Below are 18,828 nucleotides of genomic sequence, written 5' to 3'. Positions count from 1 at the left end.
TTATTATTTTAAAGTACGTTTGCTAATTTTTCTATGGTAAATCGGTATTGATCACCTACTTTTTTATTCCCAACTAACAACTGATTTTCAGAATCTTTAAATACATTTACTCCAATGGTATTGTTATCCATCTGTACTAGTCCTTTGGTAGGATTATTTAAAGGAGAAATTAAAACCTTACCTGTTCCAGCAAATTGAATTTGCCATGTATAATCATTTAGTTGTTCTGGATTTTCAATAGTTGAAAAAACTATTTCATTCGAAGTATTATTAAATTTTAAAAAGTATTTTTTCTGCTTTGCTGAAGCAATTAAAACCTTTCCTTTTTCTAACCTTTTCAAAATAAAAGATTGTAAATAACCATCCTTTTTATTGAAGTCAGAGCTTGATTTCTTAATTAAACTTATAGAATTGTTTGAAATATTATGGAACAAAACCATCTCATTTCCATCTACCAATTTGGTATTGGTAAACCTATATAACTCTATATCTTGAGCAATAGTTATCCCTGCACCTATGAAGAATAGGCACAAAAACAAAATAAATTTGTTTCTCATTTTCTTTATTTATTTTTTATTGATTTTATAGCTTCTTTTATAGCTGTCAATTCTTTTAACAACTTCTCTATTTTTTCTTCTTGAGCTATTGTGTGTAATGTAAGTTCTTCCACTTTTTCTACTAAAACTGTGTTTACTTGTTTTATATCCATTCCATTGGCAAGTACTTCAGCTTCAGATGGCATATTTGGTAAGTGCTTATTTTCTTTTATATAAGTAGCAACTTCTTTCAAAGGCATTAACTTATAATCTTTAGAAAAAACATAATCTGGAAACGATCCTACATTTAATACCACTCTATCTAAAGTTAAAACTCCATTTTCTAAAGATGCCATTTCATTATTACTACCATTAATAAAACTTATCTTTTCATTGGTACCATGCCCTAAATTAAGTCGACCTGTAGTTTGGTTATAAGAAACACTTCCTAATGTACCTTGTTGAAACTGGACATTATCAGATGTAATTCTTTGATTAAACACTCCTGTATTAATTGTTAAAACACCATCGTGAATCTTTGCCATTTCACTATTAGCACTGTTTCTAAAAGAAATAATATCATCTCCATTATTATCTACATCTGGATGTAGTATTATTGGTCCCCAGCTTTGATATTCTCCACCATCTACTCTCACATTTTTATTTTTTATGTGAATTCCTTCTGTTGGAGTTATACCTATACCTATTTTTGAAAATTTACCAGTGCCAGACACCTCAAAATCAGAATAAACATTTGTCTTTTTGTAAAAAACTGCTGACTCATTAAAGTTTACTCTATCAGAAAAATGAGTAGGCACATAAAACCTATTATATCCTGGGTAGAATGCAGCCATCTTTTTGTTTGCTGCATAAAATCGTATTCCTTCATAATATGTAGGATCTGCGTCAGTATCAGCTTTTATATCTATTCCACGAACAGTTCCAATTACATGCTGAGCTTGTGCAACACTAATTCCAAACAATAACAAACCTGTTAGCGTAATTTTTTTAATCATTCTGAAACTAATTTTTGGTTGAGTTATATTGTTGCTCAATTTTTGATAATCTTTCTAAAAGAGCTTGCATCTTTTTTTCAGTCTCTTTTGATTTCTTTTCAACTACTTTCAATTCATTTAAAAGTGTATCTATTTTTTCTTCTTGTGAAATTGTATGCAACGTAAGCTCTTCTACTTTTTCTACTAAAACTGTATTGATTTGTTTTATATCCATTCCTTTAGCTATTACTTCAGCTTCTGATGGCATATTAGGTAAATGTTTGTTTTCTTTAATATAAGCAGCAACTTTCTTTAAAGGCATTAACTCATAGTCTTTTGAAAAAACATAATCTGGAAACGAACCTACATTTAACACAACTCTATCTAAAGTTAAAACTCCATTTTGTAGAAATGCCATTTCGTTATTACTTCCATTTAGGAATGTTATTTTTCCATTAGTACCATGCCCTAAACTAAGTCTACCTGTACTTTGTGTATAAGAGACACTACCTAAATTACCTTCTGTAGCAGAAATACTATTATTAAAAACTCCTCTATTAGTTGTTAAGACGCCATCATGAATCTTAGCCATCTCACCGTTGGCACTATTTCTAAAAGAAATAATATCATCTCCTGTATTATCTACATCTGGATGAAATATTAACGCTCCCCAACTCTGATACTCACCATTATCAACTCTAACGTTTTGATTTTTGACATGTATTGCTTGTTGTGGAGTAACACCAATACCTATTCTTGAAAACGTACTATTTCCTGAAGCACTTAAACCACTATTAAAGTTTGCTGCTCTTGCAAAAAAAGCATCGCCATCTGCATAAAAACGTCCTTTGGCTCTTAACTCTCTATTTGCTTTAAAGTTTACCTCTGAAATGTTACCTGTTGTAAACGACCTAAAGGTGGTTATTGTTCCACCTCCTACTCCTCCGTTAATAAATAATCCTTCGGATCCTTGATGACTTCCATCTGTATCGAAGTAAATAATGTGTGTACTTCCTTGTGCTTTCATATTGAAGCTAGCTAGTAATAATGCACCTAGCAAAAAAATTGTTTTTTTCATTAATCTTTATTTTATGGTTATTAATTTTAACTAACACTTAGTTAATTTCAAGTCCACAAAATTGAGATAACAAAAACCATTTGATTTAACAGAAGTCACGATTTGACTTGTATCAAAAATTGATTTACATCACATGAAGCATCTGTCTATAAGATATTCACTAGTAATTTCAACTAAAAGAGTTACCAAATTCTAGCTTAAACAATTCAGGTAGTATTTTTTTAATATAAAATTAACATTTATTTAACATTTTACACTAAATTCGTCTTTATTAGAATATTAATCCCCTAAAAATTAATACTTATGAATAAAAAATTACTTTCTTTTTTTCAAAATAAAACAAGCAAACTATTGCTAAGCCCTTTCTATTCCTAAACTATAAGTAATACTTATGCCTTATAAGTATTTAGTATGAAGAAAATATAGGGTTTTCTTTTTACGCACTGTTTAAAATATATTGTAAGAACACAATATAATTTACTACTAAATAACCGCTTATAGATTTAAGCAATAATTAATTGTAAAATAATTTATAATGATTTTAAAGTCCCTCATCAATTGTAAAGAATCAACAGTTAGATTAATTCAATCTACTGCTATAAAAAAGAAATATATCACCGGTGATCCTATCTTATTAAAAGATGTACCTATTAATCATAGTGCTATTATAATTAAAGGTGTTTTAAAAGCACATTTAGATCAAGATGATAGCTCACTACTATTATACCATATTTCACCGAAGAACAACCCACTGATAGTGTTAATGAACATGACAGAAAACCAAGCTTCTCCTATTTCTATAACTGCAATAGAAGATAGCACTTTGTTATGGGTACCAAACGATAAAGTTGCAGAATGGGAAAGTAATTGCTTGTCTTTTAAAAAAGCTATTATTAACTCTAGTGAGCACAACATTAGTACTATGGTTTATAGGCTTCAAAACCTACTAACACATTCATTGGAAAACAGGTTATTTTATTACTTAAAAAATAAGTCTAATATCTACGAACAAAAAGACATTCGTATATCTAGAGCTGAAATTTCTTCAGACTTAAAAACTCCGAAAGCTTCAATTTCTAGAGCCATAAAACGTTTAGAAAATCAACATAAAATTATTGGAAAACCTAGGTCTATACAATTAGTTGTATAAACTTACATTTAAAATAAATTACTATTTAACAGAGGTTTGTAAGTTTTAATTTCAAGCCTCTAAAAGTCTACTACCCCTTAATTATTTCAAATAAATGCTAACTAACTATTAATCTAGGATACTACCTAGGTTAGACAATCAACAAACTAAATTTATGCTAAAAAATTTACCACTGTCTAAAGAGGTAATCGACCTATTGAAAAACTATGGAACAATATTACACTACGAAAAAGGATATTTATTACAAGACTGCAATCGTTTTGATGAAGGGGTTTGTATTTTAATTTCTGGAATCGTTAAAATGTCTGTCAAACACAATGATAAAAAAATACTATTGTACCATCTAGATTGTAGTAAGCCTATAATTATAAACTATACCAATACTCCAAATATGTCTTCAGATGTAATTTGTAGTACTGTTATAAAAGATACCACTATTTTAAATATTCCAAATGATTTATTTTTAGAATTGACAAGTACCTATATTGAGCTTAGAGATTTTATGATTACTTCTTTTCAGTTTCATTATATGAACATTATAAACAAAACTCAAGAAATTAGTAATCAAACATTAGAAGAACTCTTGCTTAGTTATATAAAAACAAAATCTCGATTATATAAAAGTACAGAGATTAAAATACCTCTTTTAGAAATATCTGAAGATTTAAATTTTTCAAGAGAAGCTATTTCAAGAGGTTTAAAAAACTTAGAAAACAATGAGAAAATCATTCGAAAAACTAGATCTATAATATTATTAGACAATTAATTATCTAAAACAAAAAACCTATGAATGAAAATTCATAGGTTTTTGTATATAACACCTTATTTAACTTTTTTATATTAAAAAGGTAAATCGTCTGGTTCGTTAGCTGATAAATCTGGAGCTGGTTCAAATTGACCTGCAGGAGGTGTACCTTGAGGTGCAGATTGTGCTAAGTTTTCTATTCTCCATCCTTGAATAGAATTGAAATATTTAGCAACTCCTTCTGGGTTAATCCACTCTCTTCCTCTTAAATTAATAGATACTTTAACATCTTGACCAACTGAAAAGTTATTTAAAACATCACATTTATCCTGTACAAATTCAATTAAAAGCATTTGTGGATACTGCTCATCTGTAGTAACAACCATTTCTCTCTTTCTAAATCCACTAGCCCCAAATGTTTGAGTTTCGTTAATTAATTTAATCTTCCCTATAACTTCCATATTCTTATCTATTTAATTAAAAGTACCTTCCACGCACTTTCTACATCATTTTTTTGTAAATAATCTTGTGCAAATGTATGTCTTTTTTCAATTGAAAGCGAAATATATTCTGGATGTTCTTTACCAAAGTTATTAACAGCTTCTTCGTTTGGTAGCTGCTCTACATTCCCTAGCATCCCTAAATTATTCCCAGTTAAAACAGTACTATCTCTTATTTCTTCTGGAATTTGATCAACTCCAATTCCTAATGTTGAAATAGGTTTAGGTATTTCAAAAAAACCATCTCTCGCTCTTGAATAGTAACTACCTCCTGCTCTTGCTACTAAATCTATTTTATGCTGATCTATACTTCCATCTTCAGCTATTACATTTTCATTTACATGAAGTTTAACTACTTCACAAACAATTAAATTTCCAGCTCCTCCTTCTGTTCCTGTATAAATAATATCGGTTACTTTACATTCAAACTGAACTGGTGATTCGGCTACGCGAAATGGTTTTACCTTATCTGATGCTAGCATGGTAAGTCCTGCCTTTTCAAACTCATTAACTCCTTTTGGATACATTGTACTACTCAATGACATTTGTTGTACCATGTCGTAATTAACTACGTTAATAACCACTTCTCTTGTTTCTTCCGCATTATCTAAAGTATGCTTTGTTTTATTTCCTCTCACACTTCTAGCTGGAGAGAAAATCATCATAGGTGGATTAGCTCCAAAAACATTAAAAAAACTAAATGGTGATAAATTTGGATTTCCGTCTTTATCCATTGTACTTGCAAAAGCAATTGGTCTTGGTGCAATAGCTCCAAGTAAATAACTATGTAATTTTCCTGTAGGTAAATCTTTAGGATCTAATGATAACATGCTGTTTTTTATTTTTAATGTAAATATACTACGGTTTTACAAATTAAGTTATTATACAGAATAGTTTATATTTGACTAATGACTTTTTTTAAGAATACTTATTGGGTTAAACGGATTGCCATTTTCATATCCCTTTTAATCGTTTCATTTATTTTGTGGAACACTTATATTTTCTTTCAAAAATTTAAAGAAGAAGAGCGAGGTAAAATCGAAATTTATGCAACTGCTATTAAAGAACTTGCCTCTAATCCTGATTTGAATGACAATACAAATCTGATAAACAAAGTTTACGAAACTATTGAAGACATCCCAACTATTCTAGTTAATAAAGATGGAAGTATCAATTTATATAGAAATTTAGATTCTATAAAATCTAAAAACCCTAAGTACTTACAAAAGCAATTAACTATAATGAAAAGTCAAAATGACCCAATAGTTATTGAATATTTTGGCTTTACACAATATCTTTATTACAGAAACTCAGATTTATTATACAAACTTAAATACTATCCATTAGCATTACTTCTTATTTTAGGGCTTTTCTTAACTATTATTTACATGGTTTATAAGTCGAGTAAGGTAGCCGAACAAAATAAACTTTGGACAGGTATGGCCAAAGAAACTGCTCATCAAATTGGTACGCCTTTATCTTCTTTATTAGGTTGGATTGCTATTTTACGTACAGAAAATGTTGATGAAGATTATATTATAGAAATAGAAAAAGATGTTGATCGCTTAAGTACTATTGCTAATCGTTTTTCTAAAATAGGTTCTTTACCAAAATTAACAGCATATAATATTGTTTCAACTACTGAAACTGCTTTTAATTACTTACGTTCAAGAAGTTCTAAACAAATTAATTTTACTTTTTCTTCAAATAAAGACGAAATTATAACTCAGTTAAATGCTGAATTGTATGGTTGGGTTATAGAAAATTTAGTAAAAAACGCTATCGATGCAATGCAAGGAAAAGGTAGTATTTCTTTAGAGATAAAAGACACCAATAAACTTGTAAAAATTATAGTATCAGATTCGGGAAAAGGAATCCAAAAATCACAATTTAAACAAATATTCAAGCCGGGGTTTACAACTAAAAAACGTGGCTGGGGATTAGGATTGTCTCTATCTAAACGAATTATAGAAGATTACCATAACGGAAAAATATCGGTTTTAAAATCAGAAATAGGAAAAGGTACTACTTTTGAAATTCAATTAAATAAAATATAATTTATTCTTAAGCTTCTTTCTCTATTCTTTTCTTTTGAGATAGGCCAAATAAAATTCCACCTATTATCCAAATAGGTAATGATATTAAAACCTTTTTTGTTGTTATTGGCTCTTTGGTAAAAAAAGGAAAAATAAAATTCATCATTACAAACATTATTCCTCCCCAAATTAAACCAGTTTTCATCCACTTTTTCATAAGCTTTTATATTTATTTATTCGAAATTACTTGAAATACCTGCTGCTAATTCTATAAATTCTTCGTTAGATAATTTTACTTTTTCAATAAACTGAATATCGCTCATCGCATTTAATGGAATTAAATGTACGTGTACATGAGGTACTTCTAAACCAATTACACTCATTCCAACACGTTTACATGGTATTGTTTTTTCAATCGCTTTTGCTACTCGATAAGAAAAAGACATCAATCCATCATACTCTTCTTTAGATAAATCGAACAACTTATTTTCTTCTCTTTTAGGAATTACTAGAGTATGCCCTTTAGCATTTGGGTTGATATCTAAAAAAGCAAAATAATTTTCATTTTCTGCTATTTTATATGATGGAATTTCTCCTGATACTATCTTCGTAAAAATACTAGCCATAATTTTATATTTTGTATGCTTGTAAAAATAAAAAAAGTGCTGCAAAGGCAACACTTTAATTTAGAATAATATTTTTAGAAAGATTAACGAGAAATCTCCATAATTTCAAATTTCATAATTCCATTAGGTACTTTAATCTCTGCTATTTCTCCTACTTTTTTACCTAATAATCCTTTACCAATTGGTGAGTTTACAGATAACTTCCCGTTTCTTACGTCTGTTTCAGAATCGGCAACTAAGGTATAAGAAAACTCCATACCATTAGCTGTATTTTTTATTTTAACAACAGAGTGTATTAATATTTTAGAGGTATCTAATTGGCTCTCATCAATAACACGTGCACTAGCTACTACATTTTTTAATTTAGCAATTTTAAATTCTAATAAAGATTGCTCTTCTTTAGCAGCGTGGTACTCTGCATTCTCACTTAAATCACCTTTATCACGAGCATCTGCAATTTCTTGAGACACACGTGGTCTTTCAACTTGCTCTAAATGAGCTAGCTCTTCTTTTAATTTTTTTAATCCTTCTTCAGTATAATATGATACTCCACTCATAACTTATAAATTTAAAAATCTCACACCGATAGGAATGAGATTGTATAACAAATGTACAAAATATTTGTAAATTCGTAGCGTTACATTTACAACTCTATTTAAAAACAATGAAAAAATTATTTTATCTATTTATTCTCTTAATTAGCTTAGGCTGTAGCGATAATACGCCAGTAAACAATTGTTTTAATGGAGTAACTATAAATTCTATAATCGATTTAACACTACCTGAATTTCAAGGTTTATTAGTACCTAGTGGAAGTTCTCAAAATATAATTCAAGGTAGGAATGTTTATATTTTTAGAACAGGTAATACTGGTTATAGAGCTTTTGACAGGCAATGTCCAGAAGCTACTTGTAATTCTCTAATGACATTTGATGGTATTCATATAAAATGTCCTTGTGATGATAAAAAATACAATTACTTAGCTGGTGGAGCTCCAATAGATAACTCTGGCTGTAATGCTTTAATGTATTTTGTTACACAAATTAACAGCACACAGTTAAGAATATCTCGTTAATTCTATTTGTACTATTATTAAGATTCTTATTTTTGCGTTAACAACAACACAATAAAATATTTATCTTGAAAAATTATTTTTCTTCAGATTTTAAATTGGGCGTTCTTGGTGGCGGTCAATTAGGAAGGATGCTGCTTTCCGAAACTCAAAAATTTGATATTTACACGGCTATTTTAGATTCCAACAAAGAGGCACCTTGTGCTCGAATTTGTAATGAATTTCATCAAGGAGATTTATTAGATTTTGATACAGTTTATAATTTTGGAAAAAAAGTAGATGCTTTAACCATTGAAATTGAAAATGTAAATATTGATGCCCTTGACAAACTTGAAGCAGAAGGTTTAACTATTTATCCAAAACCATCTAACTTAAGAATTATTCAAAGTAAAGCACGCCAAAAAACTTTTTACACAGACAACAACATACCTACTGCTAGTTTTTCGCATTATGCTTTTTTAGAAGAATTAAAACATTCTTACGAAAACAATATTATTGAATTCCCTTTTGTATGGAAAGCTGCTCGTTTTGGTTATGATGGAAACGGAGTAAAAGTAGTTCGCAATTACGAAGATTTACAGTCATTACCAGATGGTGAATGTATTGCCGAAAAATTAATTCCTTTTAAAAATGAATTGGCAGTAATTGTTGCTCGAAATTCTGATGGTGAAACAAGTACTTATCCTGTAGTAGAAATGGAGTTTCATCCAGAGGCAAATCAAGTAGAGTATGTAATTTGTCCTGCAAGAATTGATAACAACATAGCCGAAAAAGCTCAAGAAGTTGCTTTAAAAGTAGCTAATGCTTTTGAATTCGTTGGTTTACTTGCTGTAGAAATGTTTTTAACTGAAAATGATGAAATTTTAGTTAACGAAGTCGCTCCTAGAACACATAATTCTGGACATTACTCAATTGAAGCTAGTTATACCAATCAATTCGAACAACATTTAAGAAGTATCTTAAATCTTCCTTTAGGAAACACAGAAAGTAAAGTTGCTGGTATTATGGTTAACTTAGTTGGTGCTGAAGGTTATACAGGAGAAGTTGTGTACGAAAACATTGAAGATATTTTAAAAATAGATGGTGTGACTCCACATATATATGGAAAGAAAATCACCAAACCTTTTCGTAAAATGGGGCACGTAACTATTGTAAATGAAGATATAAATAAAGCGAGAGAAATCGCTCAACAAGTAAAAGAAACTATTAAAGTAATTAGTAAATAATTATGGTAGGAATTATAATGGGAAGTGATTCAGATCTTCCAATCATGCAAGAAGCAATTGATATTTTAGAAAGTTTTGATATCCAAATAGAAGTAGATATTGTTTCTGCTCATAGAACTCCAGAAAAATTAGTTGACTATTCAAAAAATGCACATTCGAGAGGAATAAAAGTAATTATTGCAGGAGCAGGAGGAGCTGCTCATTTACCTGGAATGGTAGCTAGTATGAGCCCTTTACCTGTTATTGGTGTTCCAGTAAAAAGTAGAAACTCAATTGATGGATGGGATTCTGTTTTATCAATCTTACAAATGCCAGGTGGTGTCCCTGTAGCTACTGTAGCTCTTGATGGTGCTAAAAATGCAGGAATTTTAGCAGCACAAATTATTGGAGCTTCTGATAAATGTGTATTAGATAAAATTATAGCCTACAAAGAAGGCTTAAAACTTAAAGTTGAAAAAGCTTCTGAAAGAGTAAAAAAATAAGTAATTTAGTACAGTACATATATAGAAACCTCACAGATATTAGATTTGTGAGGTTTCCTTAATTATTAAAATGAATTTTTCATGACAAAAAATCCGCTATTACAAGATTTTAATACAGCTCCTTTTTCTAAAATAAATACAGATCATTATAAACCTGCTATTAAAAAAGCTATTGAATTAGCTAGAGATGAAATTAATGCTATTGCTGAAAATCCAGAAAAAGCTACTTTTCAAAACACTACTGAGGCCTTAGATTATACTGGTGAAAAGTTGGATAGAGTTACCTCTATTTTCTTTAATTTAAATTCAGCTGAAACCAATGCTGCTATTCAAGAAATAGCTAAAGATATTTCTCCTTGGTTAAGTGAATTCAAGAATGATATGATTTTAAATGAAACTTTATTTAATAGAGTAAAAGTAATTTATGATCAAAAAGACTCTTTAGAATTAACCCCTGAGCAAACTATGTTATTAGAAAAACAATACAAAGGTTTTTCTAGAAATGGGGCTAATTTAAACGAAAATGAAAAAACAGAATTACGAAAATTAGATGCTGAACTAGCCAAATTATCTTTACAATTTGGAGAAAATGTATTGGCTGAAACCAATGCTTTTGAAATGCATTTAATAAATGAAGAGGATGTTAAAGGATTACCTGAAAGTGCAAAAGAAGCAGCTAAAGAATTAGCTAAATCAAAAGAAAAAGAAGGATGGCTTATCACATTAGATTATCCTAGTTATATCCCTTTTATGACGTATGCTGACAATAGAGAACTTAGAAAAAAGTTAGCTATTGCAATGGGGAAAAAAGGATTTCAAAAAAATGATTTCAACAATGAAGAAATTGTTTTAAAAATAGTAACACTTCGACACAAGCGAGCTAACTTATTAGGCTATAAAACTCATGCTCACTTTGTTTTGGAAGAACGAATGGCTGAAAATCCAGAAAAAGTATTAGATTTTTTAAATGAATTATTAGAGAAAGCAAAGCCTGCAGCTAAAAAGGAATTTGAAAACTTAGAAACCTATGCTAAAAAATTAGATAATGTTGATCAACTTCAAAAATGGGACTCTGCCTATTATTCTGAAAAATTAAAAAAAGAGTTATTTAGTTTAGATCAAGAATTACTAAAACCTTACTTCAAATTAGAAAATGTAATTGATGGAGTTTTTGAAATCTCAGGTAAATTATTCGATTTACAATTTGAAGAAATCGACTCTATTGATAAATACCATGAGGATGTAAAAACCTATGCTGTATCCGATTCTAAAGGAAATTTCATTTCTCATCTTTATGCTGATTTTCACCCTAGACCAGGAAAAAGAAATGGAGCTTGGATGACCTCATACAAATCGCAACAAATTAAAAAAGGAGTTAACGAAAGACCACAAGTTTCTATTGTTTGTAATTTTACTAAACCAACAGAAACCAAACCTTCATTATTAACTTTTAATGAAGTTACTACGCTATTTCACGAGTTTGGTCATGCTTTACATGGAATGTTAGCTAACACTACTTATAATAGCTTATCTGGAACATCAGTTTCTTGGGATTTTGTAGAATTACCTAGTCAAGTTTTAGAAAACTGGTGTTACGAAAAAGAAGCTTTAGAATTGTTTGCAAAACACTACGAAACAGGAGAAACTATTCCTATGGAATATGTTACTAAAATTAAAGAATCTGCTAGCTTTCATGAAGGTATGCAAACTTTACGTCAATTAAGCTTTGGTTTATTAGATATGAGTTGGCATGGTGGAACTTCGCCTCAAAATATTTCTTCTGTAAAAGACTTTGAAACAAAAGCATTTTCTGAAACTCAATTATATCCTAATGTAGCCGAAAACTGTATGAGTACTGCTTTTTCTCATATTTTTCAAGGAGGTTATTCTGCAGGTTATTATTCTTATAAATGGGCAGAAGTTTTAGATGCGGATGCTTTTGAGTATTTCTTAGAAAAAGGAATTTTTGACAAAGAAGTTGCTAATAAATTTAAAGATAATGTACTTTCTAAAGGAGGTACAGAAAAACCTATGGATTTATATGTTCGTTTTAGAGGAAAAGAGCCTAAACCTGACGCATTATTAAAACGAGCTGGGTTGATTTAACACTAAATAACATTACTTCTTTTTAAAGAAAAAAATAAGTCCCTATTTTTATAAAAATTTATTTTATGAAAAAGGGATTTATTCTTTATTATCTATTTACTTTTATTTCAATTTATAGTTTTTCTCAAACTAAAATTTCGGGAAAAGTTATTTCAAATGACAATGAAAATATAGAAGGTGCATCTGTGTATCTTAACAACACTACAATTGGAACTATTACCAATAGTAATGGTGAGTTTCAATTAAAAGCTCCTAGAGGAAACTATACACTTGTAATTTCTTTCTTGGGGTATAAAGTTGAGCAAATTCCTATAACTACTTCAAACAATCCTATTTCTCTTAACATTACTCTTAAAGAAGAAGATACTTTGTTAGATGAAGTTGTTGTTCATAAAACTAAGTATGATGATGATTGGAAATATAATTTAGCTCGGTTTAAAGAAACATTTTTAGGAAGAACATTTTTAGCCGAAAAATGTATAATTCAAAACCCTAAATCACTACACTTTGAATTTGATAGAAAAACAAATAGTTTAACTGCATTTGCAAAAGAGCCTTTAAAAATAAAACATAAAGGTCTTGGATATTTGATCACTTACGATTTAGTTCATTATGAAATAAAAGGTAAACAATTATTTTTTAGCGGATATGCACGTTATGAAAACTTAAAGAAGTCTATTAAAAAGAAATGGAAACAAAATAGATTAAAGGCCTACAACGGTTCTCGTATGCATTTTTTAAGAAGTTTACTTGCTAAAAACTTAAAAAAAGATGGTTTTGTTATAAACCAATTTAAACGAGTTTTAAACCCTGAAAGACCTTCGGAAGAAAAAATACAAATGGCTCGTGAATTAATTAGTCTACACAACAATAATATTAATCTTTCAAAAACAATAACGACACCGAAAACCCCATTGGATAGTGCTTTAGTTACTCTTAGAAAAAGCCGATTAACCAAATACAGAGATTATTTATACAAAAGAAATGTCCCTTACAAAGACATGATTGAACACATTGAAAACAAACCTTTTTTAAACTTTGAAAACTACCTTTCTATTACCTATACTAAAGAACCTGAAGAAGATAAATATTTGATTGGTATGTTTGGAAGACGTAAAAAAGCTTCTGGTGTACAAACATCAAATATTGTTTTATTAGAGAAAAAATCTCAAATTGAAAATTCTGGAATTTTATTAAATCCACATGCAATTTTCAATGAAGGATATTGGGCTTTTGAATCTTTTGCTAATATGCTTCCACTAGATTATCAACCTCCTAAAAACTAATTCTTATTTTTTTCTTCAATCCACTTACTCATATATTTTGTTGCTTTAAGTGTTTGATGTTGCAATAAGCTACCTAAAAAATTATGCGTGCGATGAGTGTCCAAATTCTTTTGAAGTTCTTCAATTCGGTTTAGAAAAAGAAAACCTATTTTTTCTTTGTCATAAATTTGATTTATGATGTCAATTCCTTTTTCCTGAGACTCTTTCCATACTTTTTGGTTAGAATAAAGTAATACTGCTTTATTAGAAAACTCGTCCAAATTTGATTCAACAAAACCGTTCCATGATAAATTTTCATGCATGCCTTCTGCTCCGATTAAAGTTGTTACAGATGGTGTCCCTGTAATCATAGCTTCCGTTAGCTTTCCTTTGATACCCGCTCCAAAACGAATAGGTGCTAAAACTACTTTAGAATTACTAATCACTTCAATTGCATCCTCTGCAAAACCTTTTACTAAAAAACCTTCTTGTGGTTTATTTAATTGCTCTATTTGTTGTGTTGCATAAGCTCCATAAATATGCATTTCTGCTTTGGGTAATTCTTTTCGAATCTGTTTCCATACATGATTTTTTAATTCTAAGACTGTATCTACATTTGGAGCATGAAAGTAGTTCCCTATAAAAACAAAATGGTTTCTTTCTTCAAAAGACTTCCAGTCTTTTATTTTATTATCATCTATTCTATCTAATAGAAACGGAAGGTGGTACAATAAACGTTCATCTATTTTAAAAATTTCCTTAAGCAATTTCATTTCATAGCTTGAAATAATCAAAGTTAAATCGCATCGTAAAATAGATGCAATCTCTCGCTTAGCATCATCAGAATTCAACAATGCATTGTTAGAAAACTCTTCTCCTTTTTTTAACTGTTTATGACGTGTTTTTCGCAAGAAATGTAAATCTTCTGTATCTAATAATCGTAAAGATTTTGGGCTATTTTCTGCTACACGCCAACCAAATTGTTCTTCCATCATAAACCGATCGAACATAACAATATCTGGTTGTAAGCCTTCTATGAATTCATCAAAAGAAGATGAATTTAGCTCAATTGAAACTTCTTCAAGTCCTATATTCGTTAACTCAATTGAATTTTCGGTTTTTTGGGCAGGGCTACCAAAAAGAATTTTATAATCTTGATTTTTAAAAACCTCTATAAGCTGTAACATTCTATTTCCAGCTCCAGTGGTTTTTTCTACCCAAACATACCCAATTATTAAAAGTGTTTTCATATAATTTTCAAAGGTATAACAAATAGAATAAAACAAATCTAAAAACCTTTACTGCAAGTCAGTTAGATTGTGTAATTTTGTAGTTATAATTCTGAAATACAAAATATAAAACAGATGAAATACGATTTAATCGTTATTGGTTCTGGACCAGGTGGATATATTGCTGCCATCAGAGCTTCTCAATTAGGTTCTAAAGTTGCTATCATTGAAAAATACTCAACTTTAGGTGGTACATGTTTAAATGTTGGATGTATTCCTTCTAAAGCATTATTAGACTCTTCTCACCATTATTATGACGCTATAAAACATTTTGACGAACACGGAATTTCTGTTGAAAATCCTACGTTTGACTTTGGTAAAATGGTTGCTCGTAAAGCTAATGTTGTAGAGACTACTACTGGAGGAATCAAATATTTAATGGATAAAAATAATATTGATGTTTACGAAGGTTTAGGTTCTTTTGAGGATGCTACTCACGTAAAAGTTAGTAAAAATGATGGTACTTCAGAAGTTATTGAAGGGACAAATATCATTATTGCTACTGGTTCTAAACCATCTACATTACCTTTTATATCTATTGATAAAGAACGTGTAATTACTTCTACTGAAGCTTTAAAATTAAAAGAAGTTCCAAAACATTTATTAGTTATTGGTGGTGGAGTTATTGGATTGGAATTAGGTTCTGTTTATAAACGCTTAGGTGCTGATGTAACAGTTATCGAATATGCTCCAACAATTACTCCTACTATGGATAAAGATGTTTCTAAAGAACTTACTAAAGTTTTAAAGAAGCAAGGAATGAAATTTAACACTAGTCACGGTGTTACTTCTGTTGAAAGAAATGGTGATGAAGTTGTTGTAAAAGCAACTAACAAAAAAGGAGAAGAAGTTACATTTACTGGTGATTACTGTTTAGTATCTGTTGGACGTAGACCTTATACTGAAGGTTTAGCTTTAGATAAAGCTGGTGTAAAAGTTACTGAAAGAGGTATGGTTGAAGTAAATGACCATTTACAAACAAACGTTTCTAATATTTATGCTATTGGTGATGTAGTACGTGGTGCTATGTTAGCTCATAAAGCTGAAGAAGAAGGTGTTGTTGTTGCTGAATATTTAGCTGGACAAAAGCCTCACATTGATTATAACTTAATTCCTGGTATTGTATATACTTGGCCAGAAGTTGCCGCTGTTGGTAAAACTGAACAAGAATTAAAAGATGCTGGTGTTGAATATAAAGCTGGTAAATTCTCAATGCGTGCTTTAGGACGTTCTCGTGCTAGTGGAGACATTGATGGATTTGTAAAAGTTTTAGCTGATAAAAATACTGATGAAGTATTAGGTGTTCACATGGTTGGTGCTCGTGTAGCTGATTTAATCATGGAAGCTGCCGTAGCTATGGAATTTAGAGCTTCTGCTGAAGATTTAGCTCGTATTTGCCATGGACATCCAACGTATTCTGAAGCAGTAAAAGAAGCTGCTAAAGCTGCTTGGGATGGTAAACCATTAAACGCTTAATAAAAAAGCTTTAAAACATATTAAAAAAGCCGAACGAATATCGTTCGGCTTTTTTATATTGTATTTTATTATCCTTATTGGATTCCGTAGAATGAACTTATGTTATCTTCTATATTTGAAGCTTTTTTAACAGCTTCATACATTTGGAATGTCTTATTCTTTCTCTCGTTAGCTAAACGCTTTCTATAAGTATCGTAATTTGGTAAAGCAGTTGGTAACTCTCTAGACTCAACTTCAAAAGCAAAAACTCCTTTATCTCCTGATACATTCTTTATTACTTGCTTTTCTTTAGCATTTAACATTGCTCCTACAACTTTAGGCTCATAACCTACTCCTGCCAAAGTTGGTGAATTTAAATTAACGTCTGCAGCGTTTCTTACTATTACATTTACAGACTTAGCAATATCAGCTAATGTAGCTCCGCTAATTTTATCCTCTATCATTTTAGCTTTTCTTTCGTTCATTAAAATAGGACGAACTCTTGAAATTGCTTTGTCTACTGGCATTAAACCTTTTTCAGTTATTCCTGTTAAAACAGCTACTACATATCCTCCTTCTATATCAAAACGCTTAAAGCTTCCTTCATTTACATCATTTCCAAAAGACCAAGTAATAATCTCTCTTTCATTACCAACTCCTGGAACTACTTCATCTAAAGATTTTAAACCTACAGCTGGTGAAGATGTTAAACTCTTCTCTTTTACAGCTTCATCAAAGTCTTTTCCATTAGCTAACTCTAAAGCAAAAGTTTCAGCATCTTGGAAAATTGCATTCTCTGTTGCTTCTGAAGCTTCTATCTTACGTCCAAAAGTTACTAACTTAACAACTGGTTGGAAATTCTTTTGACCATCAATTTTAATAACGTGGAATCCAAATGGAGATTTCACTACTCCCATGTCACCTTCTTTTCCTTCAAAAACAAAGTCTCTAAAGCTAGGTACCATTCTGTTATAGCTAAACCAATCGTAAAAACCTCCTTTTTCTGCTGATCCTTTATCCGAAGACATTTCTTTAGCTAAATCCGCAAATTTAGATTTATTAGCTTTTACTACTGTTAATAAACTATCTGCAGTTTTCTTAGCTTCTTCTTCTGTTTGAGTAACAGTTGCTGCTGCACTTGTAGCTCCAACAAAAGGAATTAATATATGACTTGCTTGTGCTGAATCTGGTAATTGAATTACTTTAGAAATTTTAGAAATTTTGAAGTAATCAGCATCTTTATATGGTCCGAAAACATCTCCTTCTTTACCATTAAAAATTTCTTCAGCAATAACTTGTGGTACTTGTACTTTAAACTTATAGTTATCATCTAAAGCGATATCTGAATCGTTTTCATCTAAAAACTCAACATAATCAGTAGCATTTTTTAATCCCTTAATTACAACTCCTCTGTTATCAGAATCGTTAATTAACTTAGCTACTTCTTCTTTAGTTGCAGCTTCATCTCCTTCAGTTGGTTTAATATCAAACTTTACAAATTTAATATCTCTTGAAGCTTCAACTTGAAATTCATCTTCATGTTTTTTGATGTAATTTGCAACATCACTCTTTTTAAGTACTACTAAACTATCAGCTATTGTAGTGTATGGTACATAAACAAACTTAGCATTAACTTTAGTGTTTTCTATTAAATATTGAGCCTCACCTTCTTTTAAAGAAGCTCCTAAACCAGCAGCCACTAAATTGTCGTAAGTTGTTTTCTCAATATTATTTTTTAAAGAAGTCATATAGTTTTGCCAAGCTTTCCACTCTTCACCATTTGCATCTTTAATAGTTGCTAAAAATTCTTTTAATTTATTTTTATCGAATAATCCAGAAGTTTGAAATCTAGGGTCATTCTGTAATGCTGGAGAATCATAAAGAGCAGTCATAATATCTTCGTCTCCTACAGTAATACCAGCTTCCTCTAATTGAGTTTGGTAAATTTTTTGTCTGATTAAGTTATTCCAAACAGTTTTTGCTGCTTGCATTTCAGAAACTCTATTTCCAGTTTGCGCTTTGTATGCATCTAAAGCTTCGGCAAATTCTTGGCGCGATATAGTTTCACCATTCACTTCCCCTACTTCATTTACTTTACTTGCATTAAAAAAATCTGATATTGTAGATGGGTCTAAAACAAATGCAAAAAGTGCTAAACCAATTACAAGAATTAAGAACATTGAGCGTTCTCTAATTTTCGATAAAATTGCCATACGTAGTTTATTTTATTAACAGTGTGCGAAAATACAATTTCACATTAAATAATG

19 protein-coding genes are annotated in these 18,828 nt (G+C 30.1%); 9 read left to right on the top strand and 10 right to left on the bottom strand.

Annotated features, from left to right (window positions below; all coding sequences use genetic code 11):
* Positions 1-8: 8 nt before the first annotated feature.
* The 3 genes from MHN29_RS01695 to MHN29_RS01685 are packed head-to-tail and all read right to left on the bottom strand — an operon-like array spanning position 9 to position 2,609.
* Entirely contained in the window at positions 9-557 is a 549-nt protein-coding gene (locus MHN29_RS01695) for a hypothetical protein (RefSeq protein WP_235273329.1), read from the bottom strand.
* Between the two features lie 5 nt (positions 558-562).
* Positions 563-1,552 (bottom strand): hypothetical protein, encoded by a 990-nt coding sequence (locus tag MHN29_RS01690; protein ID WP_235273330.1) that lies wholly within the window; start codon positions 1,550-1,552, stop codon positions 563-565.
* 7 nt (positions 1,553-1,559) lie between these two features.
* Positions 1,560-2,609: a hypothetical protein gene (locus MHN29_RS01685; protein ID WP_235273331.1), complete on the bottom strand. Its 1,050-nt coding sequence runs from the start codon at positions 2,607-2,609 to the stop codon at positions 1,560-1,562.
* Positions 2,610-3,144: 535 nt separating this feature from the next.
* Between MHN29_RS01685 and MHN29_RS01680 the strand changes: the two genes are divergently transcribed.
* Both MHN29_RS01680 and MHN29_RS01675 read left to right on the top strand, forming a co-directional pair.
* Complete coding sequence (locus MHN29_RS01680) at positions 3,145-3,759, top strand: Crp/Fnr family transcriptional regulator (RefSeq protein WP_235273332.1); 615 nt, start codon at positions 3,145-3,147, stop codon at positions 3,757-3,759.
* 154 nt (positions 3,760-3,913) lie between these two features.
* Entirely contained in the window at positions 3,914-4,525 is a 612-nt protein-coding gene (locus MHN29_RS01675; protein ID WP_235273333.1) for a Crp/Fnr family transcriptional regulator, read from the top strand.
* A 74-nt stretch (positions 4,526-4,599) separates the two neighbouring features.
* On the opposite strand, the gene MHN29_RS01670 is transcribed toward MHN29_RS01675, so the two are convergent.
* Together MHN29_RS01670 and MHN29_RS01665 are read right to left on the bottom strand one after the other, a co-directional pair.
* Positions 4,600-4,965, bottom strand: coding sequence for a DUF3127 domain-containing protein (locus MHN29_RS01670; protein WP_150900522.1), 366 nt, complete (start codon positions 4,963-4,965; stop codon positions 4,600-4,602).
* 8 nt (positions 4,966-4,973) lie between these two features.
* A complete protein-coding gene (locus tag MHN29_RS01665; RefSeq protein ID WP_235273334.1) occupies positions 4,974-5,834 on the bottom strand; it encodes a flavin reductase family protein in 861 nt (286 codons plus the stop codon).
* Between the two features lie 78 nt (positions 5,835-5,912).
* Between MHN29_RS01665 and MHN29_RS01660 the strand changes: the two genes are divergently transcribed.
* Entirely contained in the window at positions 5,913-7,061 is a 1,149-nt protein-coding gene (locus MHN29_RS01660; protein WP_235273336.1) for a HAMP domain-containing sensor histidine kinase, read from the top strand.
* Positions 7,062-7,068: 7 nt separating this feature from the next.
* On the opposite strand, the gene MHN29_RS01655 is transcribed toward MHN29_RS01660, so the two are convergent.
* The 3 genes from MHN29_RS01655 to greA form a co-directional block, all read right to left on the bottom strand.
* The gene (locus tag MHN29_RS01655) at positions 7,069-7,257 is read right to left on the bottom strand and encodes a hypothetical protein (RefSeq protein ID WP_235273338.1); all 189 of its coding nucleotides are present in this window, start codon (positions 7,255-7,257) and stop codon (positions 7,069-7,071) included.
* A 16-nt stretch (positions 7,258-7,273) separates the two neighbouring features.
* Positions 7,274-7,666, bottom strand: coding sequence for an HIT family protein (locus tag MHN29_RS01650; protein ID WP_235273340.1), 393 nt, complete (start codon positions 7,664-7,666; stop codon positions 7,274-7,276).
* A gap of 83 nt (positions 7,667-7,749) precedes the next feature.
* Complete coding sequence (greA, locus tag MHN29_RS01645) at positions 7,750-8,223, bottom strand: transcription elongation factor GreA (protein ID WP_235273342.1); 474 nt, start codon at positions 8,221-8,223, stop codon at positions 7,750-7,752.
* A gap of 107 nt (positions 8,224-8,330) precedes the next feature.
* Here greA and MHN29_RS01640 point away from each other — a divergent pair, with 107 nt between their 5' ends.
* The 5 genes from MHN29_RS01640 to MHN29_RS01620 all read left to right on the top strand — a co-directional run bounded on the left by MHN29_RS01640 (position 8,331) and on the right by MHN29_RS01620 (position 13,838).
* Positions 8,331-8,741 (top strand): hypothetical protein, encoded by a 411-nt coding sequence (locus MHN29_RS01640; protein ID WP_235273343.1) that lies wholly within the window; start codon positions 8,331-8,333, stop codon positions 8,739-8,741.
* A gap of 65 nt (positions 8,742-8,806) precedes the next feature.
* Positions 8,807-9,964, top strand: a complete 1,158-nt coding sequence (locus MHN29_RS01635; RefSeq protein WP_235273344.1) for a 5-(carboxyamino)imidazole ribonucleotide synthase — start codon at positions 8,807-8,809, stop codon at positions 9,962-9,964.
* A gap of 2 nt (positions 9,965-9,966) precedes the next feature.
* Positions 9,967-10,446 carry a 5-(carboxyamino)imidazole ribonucleotide mutase gene (purE, locus tag MHN29_RS01630; protein ID WP_150900529.1) on the top strand — a complete coding sequence of 160 codons (480 nt, stop codon included), beginning with the start codon at positions 9,967-9,969 and terminating at the stop codon, positions 10,444-10,446.
* 81 nt (positions 10,447-10,527) lie between these two features.
* Positions 10,528-12,552, top strand: a complete 2,025-nt coding sequence (locus tag MHN29_RS01625) for a M3 family metallopeptidase (protein WP_235273345.1) — start codon at positions 10,528-10,530, stop codon at positions 12,550-12,552.
* A 65-nt stretch (positions 12,553-12,617) separates the two neighbouring features.
* A complete protein-coding gene (locus MHN29_RS01620) occupies positions 12,618-13,838 on the top strand; it encodes a carboxypeptidase-like regulatory domain-containing protein (protein WP_235273346.1) in 1,221 nt (406 codons plus the stop codon).
* Here the strand turns inward: MHN29_RS01620 and MHN29_RS01615 are convergent.
* A complete protein-coding gene (locus MHN29_RS01615) occupies positions 13,835-15,067 on the bottom strand; it encodes a glycosyltransferase (protein ID WP_235273347.1) in 1,233 nt (410 codons plus the stop codon). The genes MHN29_RS01620 and MHN29_RS01615 overlap by 4 nt on opposite strands.
* A gap of 114 nt (positions 15,068-15,181) precedes the next feature.
* On the opposite strand from MHN29_RS01615, the gene lpdA reads away from it, so the two are divergent.
* Entirely contained in the window at positions 15,182-16,582 is a 1,401-nt protein-coding gene (gene lpdA, locus MHN29_RS01610) for a dihydrolipoyl dehydrogenase (RefSeq protein WP_235273348.1), read from the top strand.
* Positions 16,583-16,656: 74 nt separating this feature from the next.
* On the opposite strand, the gene MHN29_RS01605 is transcribed toward lpdA, so the two are convergent.
* Positions 16,657-18,774, bottom strand: a complete 2,118-nt coding sequence (locus tag MHN29_RS01605; RefSeq protein ID WP_235273350.1) for a peptidylprolyl isomerase — start codon at positions 18,772-18,774, stop codon at positions 16,657-16,659.
* Positions 18,775-18,828: the final 54 nt, after the last annotated feature.

Source organism: Tenacibaculum sp. Cn5-46, from assembly GCF_022347705.1.
Lineage (GTDB): Bacteria > Bacteroidota > Bacteroidia > Flavobacteriales > Flavobacteriaceae > Polaribacter > Polaribacter aiptasiae.
The sequence above is the reverse complement of the archived record's forward strand: the minus strand, read 5'-3'. Positions and strand labels throughout refer to the sequence as shown.